Origin of the sequence: Streptococcus pseudopneumoniae, from assembly GCF_038148935.1 — a bacterium.
Taxonomy (GTDB): Bacteria; Bacillota; Bacilli; order Lactobacillales; family Streptococcaceae; genus Streptococcus; species Streptococcus pseudopneumoniae_U.
In genome coordinates this window covers 1-5624 of the sequence record NZ_JBBJZX010000108.1, presented here as the reverse complement: position 1 = coordinate 5624, position 5624 = coordinate 1, and the positions used below count along the sequence as shown (strand labels likewise).

Here is a 5624-nt window from a genome sequence, read left to right as displayed (position 1 = left end):
AAGAAAAATCCAAAATAAGTTCCTAACTGTAAATTTCTATTGAATGTAAATACGGAAGTTTCAGATTGAATCGTATTTTGTTCTATAAGCGTCATAGGAGTAACCCTGAAAATTCCAAACATCATTAAAGCATAGATTATTCCAAAAATAGTTAATAGCACCCAACTATGCTTACTCCTAGAAGAAATACTTCCCGATAACAAAGCTAACAATATTGACGGTATAATTTGTACAAACAGCATAAATTGAAAAAGATTAAAATTATCTAGTGTAAAAAAACATATTGTAAATTCCACAATTAGCAATAGAGAAAATACTCTATCTATTTTTGTAAATCTCATTCTACCTCCTTTAAATTCACATCCATCATTACCTTAGACCTTCAATAACATTTTTATTTGCTGCAACCATTGCAGGCATAATACTAAATACAATTCCAAATACACCCGTTGTGCATAGAGTAATCAGAATATGATCCAGAGTTAATGTCGTAACAAAACCACTCATGTTCATTAAAACAACAAATAATGTCGCTACTCCAATACCAGCTATAGCTCCCATAAGCGATAAAAGAGTCCCCTCCATCATATATGATTGATAAATATCAGATTTTTTAGCTCCCAAAGCTCGACGAATCGCTATCTCCTTGCTACGTTCGCTAACAGAAGACAACATAGCATTCATAACCCCAAAACCAGCTACAAAAATTGAAATACTTGATAAAAGTGCAATGAAATTTAATATTGTAGTAGCTTGGGCCTTTGTTTCCTCATATACCCTTCTATTATCTATATATCCATAAGTTCCTTCCTTGCGGAATGTTCCATAAGTATCTAAAGCAGATAAAGCCTTATTTATATTCTCCAACTGATTAGTTTCTACCACTAACTCATCAAAATATTCCTTTTTTCCTAAAAGTAACTCTTTGATTTCATTGGTAACCAATAAAGAAGGTAATCTTTCATTAACAGCTGATCCATAATATATTGCCTGAATTGGATATTCTTTTCCAGATATATTGATAGTCTCTCCTAAAAAAGTTTCAATATTTTCCTTTCGAGTCAATGACATGAGAGCCTTATCGCTAATAGCTACACCGCCATCTAGTTCCTCTAAGGATCTTCCTTTTAATAAAGCAGGCATAACTAAACCATTCTTATTCAAATCGCCCAATGTTCGAAAACTAAGATTCTGCTTAGAATCATTAAAATACGTTTCAACATACAAAGCATAAGAGCTGGAAGAAAGTCTTGCATGTTTTCCAATAGTTTGCTCAACCAATTGTTTATCTTCCTGTGTAAACCCTCTAATATCCAACATATTTTGAGGAGTATAAGTCATTGTTGCTGTGTCTTCTTCTATCTTTAAATCATTTCCTAATGTAGAAGTTGTATAGGAAGAACTTGATAGTATTACTAATAAAACAAATGTTGCCACTGTGATGGCTAGGGATGTCAGAATACTCTGTCTTTTATTCCTCTTTAACAGCTTTAAAGTATCTATTAACAGCTTTTTAAACTTCATGTAATCCTTCTCCCTCAAGTGTTAGATACCCATTTTTCATTCGATACCTTGTTCTACAATGACTGGCAACAAACTCATCGTGAGTTACTACAATAATTGTCGTTCCAGAATGATTCAAATTTTGTAGGATTTGCAATATCTCATTCCTATTTTTCTCATCTAATGCACCTGTAGGTTCATCTGCTATAAGAAATCTAGGTTTATGAGCAAGAGCTCTAATTAAAGCGACTCGTTGCTTCTGCCCACCTGATAAATGACTTGGGTACTCATTCATCTTATCTATAAGTCCCAAGTCTTGTAATAAACTATCAATGTATTCTATATCTGGCTGTTGATCAGAATATAGAAATGATAATAAAATATTTTCTTTAACAGTATATTCATCAATAAGATGAAATTGTTGAAAAACAAATCCAATATCACGATTACGGTAACTTGCTTGTTGATTTTCATTTAACTTCTCAATACTTTTTCCGTCTAATATATATTCTCCTTCAAATTCAGAATCAATCAGTCCCAAAATATTGATAAATGTCGATTTGCCCGAACCTGATGGTCCCATTATCGATACAAATTCTCCTTCAACTACCTTAAAATTTATTTCTCTTAAAACATTATTTTTTAACGTCCCTTGTCCGTAACTTTTAATAATATTTTTTAGCTCTAACATAGACCTTCCCATTCTATCTTTATTATTTATAAATCCAAAAAACGACAACAACTAGCACTAACATATTTTCTCTCCTTATTTTTTCTACAGGATTATTATACTTCTATGTTACACATTCTCCAAGGTCATAAATGTCACTAATTTCAACAACTTATCTACTAATGAGTACTCAATTAGTATAAAAAGAAACTAGATACGAACCCAATCTAAGGGAAAAACATAATAACTCTTTAAATGATAAAACGCATAATATCAAGTTTTTAAACACCTGATATCATGCGTTTTTATGATTTCGAAAACTTTCTCTCGGTCTTTTTAACTAATGACATTTTTGTCACTTTTTTTATTTTCTAATGTTTATTTTTAAAAAAATCCTGGAGGTCATGTTGCCATTGTTTTTCTAGCTGTTCTATCAAATGACTATTGTCAATCATTCTAGCAAATATTTTTGCTTCTTGAAAATAATTTTCAGCTACTGGATAATCTTTTTTTACAAATAATGCATAGCGCCACTCCCATAGTCGAATAATTGGTTTTTTCTGATAGTCGTATGACTTTGAGGTAATTTCATTTAATTTGTAAAGAATATCTTCAAATTGACTGTAATTAGCAATTTTTTCAAATATTCCTAACAACAAAAGTAATGAATCTCTGATTAGAAATGAATATTCAATATCAAACATCTCAACTTGTTGTAAAATTTTATCAGCTATTACTAAGAAGGTATTCACTTCAATCTCATCTATTATTGTATCTTGGTGTACTAATCTTACCAAAAATAGCTTTATGATTAAAATATCGTTAACTTCATATTTTGATTTCAACAAAATGTGATCGAAATACTCTTGTAAAATCATTCCTAAATTGCTATCATCATTCCACCAACCAAAATCATCATATGCTTGTAAAACATCTATGATAAATCTTTCTTCCTCAGGTAGCCTATCATAATACTCTTCAAAAATCTTATCAAAAACACTCTCTTTCTTTTGGGCGATAGTTTCATCTTCGTATGTAGGAGTCCTCATCAAGAAATACTTCAATTCTAGGTATTCCTTATCCAACTCTATATAACTTGGCATCAACTTGTAATCTTCAACCCCCAAACGTTCAGCGATATATTTTAACTTTGTTAGTGTTGGTCTGGATTCTCCATTTTCAATTCTAATTAATTGACGGATACTTAATTCAGACTCATCACCACAAAATTCTGAACGACTGATTTCTTTAGCCAAACGTAATCTTTTAATTTTTTCGCCAAACTCTCGCAACCTACAAGAACCTCCTGAGTTGTTTACCTCTATTATAGCATATACTGAATCAAACTATCTATCAGATTTCTTCTCACTTTAACTAAAGACTAAGAGTTTAATACTGAGTCTCGGTTTTTGTGTATTTTTGAAGTCACAAAGCCACCACTCCCCAGCAATGCAAGTGCAAAATCCCCTAGAATATGATAGAATAAGAGAAAGAACTCTATTAAGGAGGAAATCATGGAAAAACAAACCGTCGCCGTCTTGGGGCCTGGTTCTTGGGGAACTGCCCTTTCACAAGTCTTAAATGACAATGGACACGAGGTACGTATTTGGGGAAATCTTCCCGAGCAAATCAATGAAATTAATACCTATCATACTAACAAGCACTATTTTAAAGATGTCGTTCTAGACGAAAATATCATTGCCTGCACCGACTTAGCAGAGGCATTAAAAGATGTAGATGCGATTTTGTTTGTTGTCCCAACAAAAGTGACACGACTTGTTGCCCAACAAGTTGCAAAAACCTTGGATCATAAGGCTATCATCATGCACGCATCAAAGGGATTAGAACCTGATAGCCATAAACGATTATCAACCATTCTTGAAGAAGAAATTCCTGAACATCTCCGCAGTGAGATTGTCGTTGTGTCAGGGCCTAGTCATGCGGAAGAAACCATTGTGCGTGACCTGACCTTAATAACTGCTGCTTCTAAAGATTTACAAACAGCTCAATACGTTCAAGAGCTCTTTAGTAATCACTACTTCCGACTTTATACCAATACGGATGTTATTGGAGTTGAAACCGCTGGTGCTCTTAAAAATATTATCGCTGTCGGTGCCGGAGCTTTACATGGTTTGGGATTTGGTGACAATGCCAAGGCAGCCATCATCGCTCGAGGCTTGGCAGAAATTACCCGCCTAGGGGTGGCACTCGGGGCTAGTCCATTGACCTATAGTGGCTTGTCTGGTGTAGGAGACTTGATCGTAACGGGAACCTCCATCCACTCTCGTAACTGGAGAGCCGGAGATGCCCTTGGTCGTGGAGAATCCCTAGCTGATATCGAAGCCAATATGGGAATGGTGATTGAAGGAATTTCAACGACTCGAGCAGCCTATGAACTAGCGCAAGAACTTGGAGTCTATATGCCGATTACGCAGGCCATTTACCAAGTTATCTACCACGGAACCAATATCAAAGATGCCATTTATGACATCATGAACAATGAATTTAAAGCAGAAAATGAGTGGTCTTAACCCTCTAAAGAAAGGATTCTTATGGCACTGAAAGTTAGAAAAGCAGTCATTCCTGCTGCTGGACTAGGAACTCGATTTTTACCAGCAACCAAGGCTCTTGCCAAAGAAATGTTGCCAATTGTAGACAAACCAACTATCCAGTTTATCGTGGAAGAAGCTCTCAAATCAGGTATTGAAGATATTCTAGTTGTCACTGGTAAGTCAAAACGTTCTATTGAGGACCACTTTGACTCAAACTTTGAGCTTGAATACAATCTTAAGGAAAAAGGCAAAACGGATTTGTTAAAATTGGTAGATGAAGCAACTGGTATGCGCCTCCATTTCATTCGCCAAACTCACCCTCGTGGTCTTGGAGATGCTGTCCTACAAGCCAAAGCTTTTGTAGGGAATGAGCCCTTCGTTGTTATGCTGGGCGATGACCTTATGGACATCACAGATGAGAACGCCGTTCCTTTGACAAAACAACTGATGAATGATTACGAAAAGACACACGCATCAACCATTGCTGTCATGCCTGTACCACACGAAGACGTTTCATCATATGGAGTCATTGCTCCTCAAGGAGAAGGAATCAATGGTCTCTACAGTGTCGAAACTTTCGTTGAAAAACCAGCTCCCGAAGATGCACCAAGTGATTTAGCAATTATCGGTCGCTATCTTCTGACACCAGAAATTTTCGACATCCTCGAAAAGCAAGCTCCTGGCGCTGGAAATGAAATCCAGCTTACCGACGCTATTGATACCCTTAATAAAACACAACGTGTTTTCGCCCGTGAATTTACAGGAGCTCGTTACGACGTTGGGGATAAGTTTGGATTTATGAAAACATCTATTGACTACGCCCTCAAACATCCACAAGTCAAAGATGACTTGAAGGATTACCTCATCCAACTTGGAAAAGAATTGGCTGAGAAGGAATA

At 35.5% G+C, this 5624-nt stretch carries 6 protein-coding genes; 2 read left to right on the top strand and 4 right to left on the bottom strand.

The window, feature by feature from the left end:
- The 4 genes from WKI42_RS09335 to WKI42_RS09320 form a co-directional block, all read right to left on the bottom strand.
- On the bottom strand, positions 1 to 341 hold a 341-nt coding region (locus tag WKI42_RS09335; protein ID WP_368081779.1), incomplete at its 3' end, for a hypothetical protein.
- Positions 342 to 369: 28 nt separating this feature from the next.
- Positions 370 to 1524: an ABC transporter permease gene (locus tag WKI42_RS09330; protein WP_368081778.1), complete on the bottom strand. Its 1155-nt coding sequence runs from the start codon at positions 1522 to 1524 to the stop codon at positions 370 to 372.
- A complete protein-coding gene (locus WKI42_RS09325; protein WP_368081777.1) occupies positions 1514 to 2194 on the bottom strand; it encodes an ABC transporter ATP-binding protein in 681 nt (226 codons plus the stop codon). Before WKI42_RS09325 ends, WKI42_RS09330 begins: the two co-directional genes overlap by 11 nt.
- 350 nt (positions 2195 to 2544) lie before the next feature.
- Complete coding sequence (locus WKI42_RS09320) at positions 2545 to 3465, bottom strand: helix-turn-helix domain-containing protein (protein ID WP_368081776.1); 921 nt, start codon at positions 3463 to 3465, stop codon at positions 2545 to 2547.
- A 222-nt stretch (positions 3466 to 3687) separates the two neighbouring features.
- Between WKI42_RS09320 and WKI42_RS09315 the strand changes: the two genes are divergently transcribed.
- On the top strand, positions 3688 to 4704 hold the full coding sequence (locus WKI42_RS09315; protein WP_173275277.1) for an NAD(P)H-dependent glycerol-3-phosphate dehydrogenase: 1017 nt from the start codon (positions 3688 to 3690) through the stop codon (positions 4702 to 4704).
- Between the two features lie 21 nt (positions 4705 to 4725).
- Positions 4726 to 5624, top strand: an 899-nt coding sequence (galU, locus tag WKI42_RS09310; RefSeq protein WP_050392047.1) for a UTP--glucose-1-phosphate uridylyltransferase GalU, incomplete at its 3' end; no start/stop codon positions are given.

Bases quoted from the DNA above. Each gene is read 5' to 3' on its own strand.
- WKI42_RS09330 (WP_368081778.1), bottom strand. From the start codon at position 1,524: ATGAAGTTTAAAAAGCTGTTAATAGATACTTTAAAGCTGTTAAAGAGG.
- WKI42_RS09325 (WP_368081777.1), bottom strand. From the start codon at position 2,194: ATGTTAGAGCTAAAAAATATTATTAAAAGTTACGGACAAGGGACGTTA.
- WKI42_RS09315 (WP_173275277.1), top strand. From the start codon at position 3,688: ATGGAAAAACAAACCGTCGCCGTCTTGGGGCCTGGTTCTTGGGGAACT.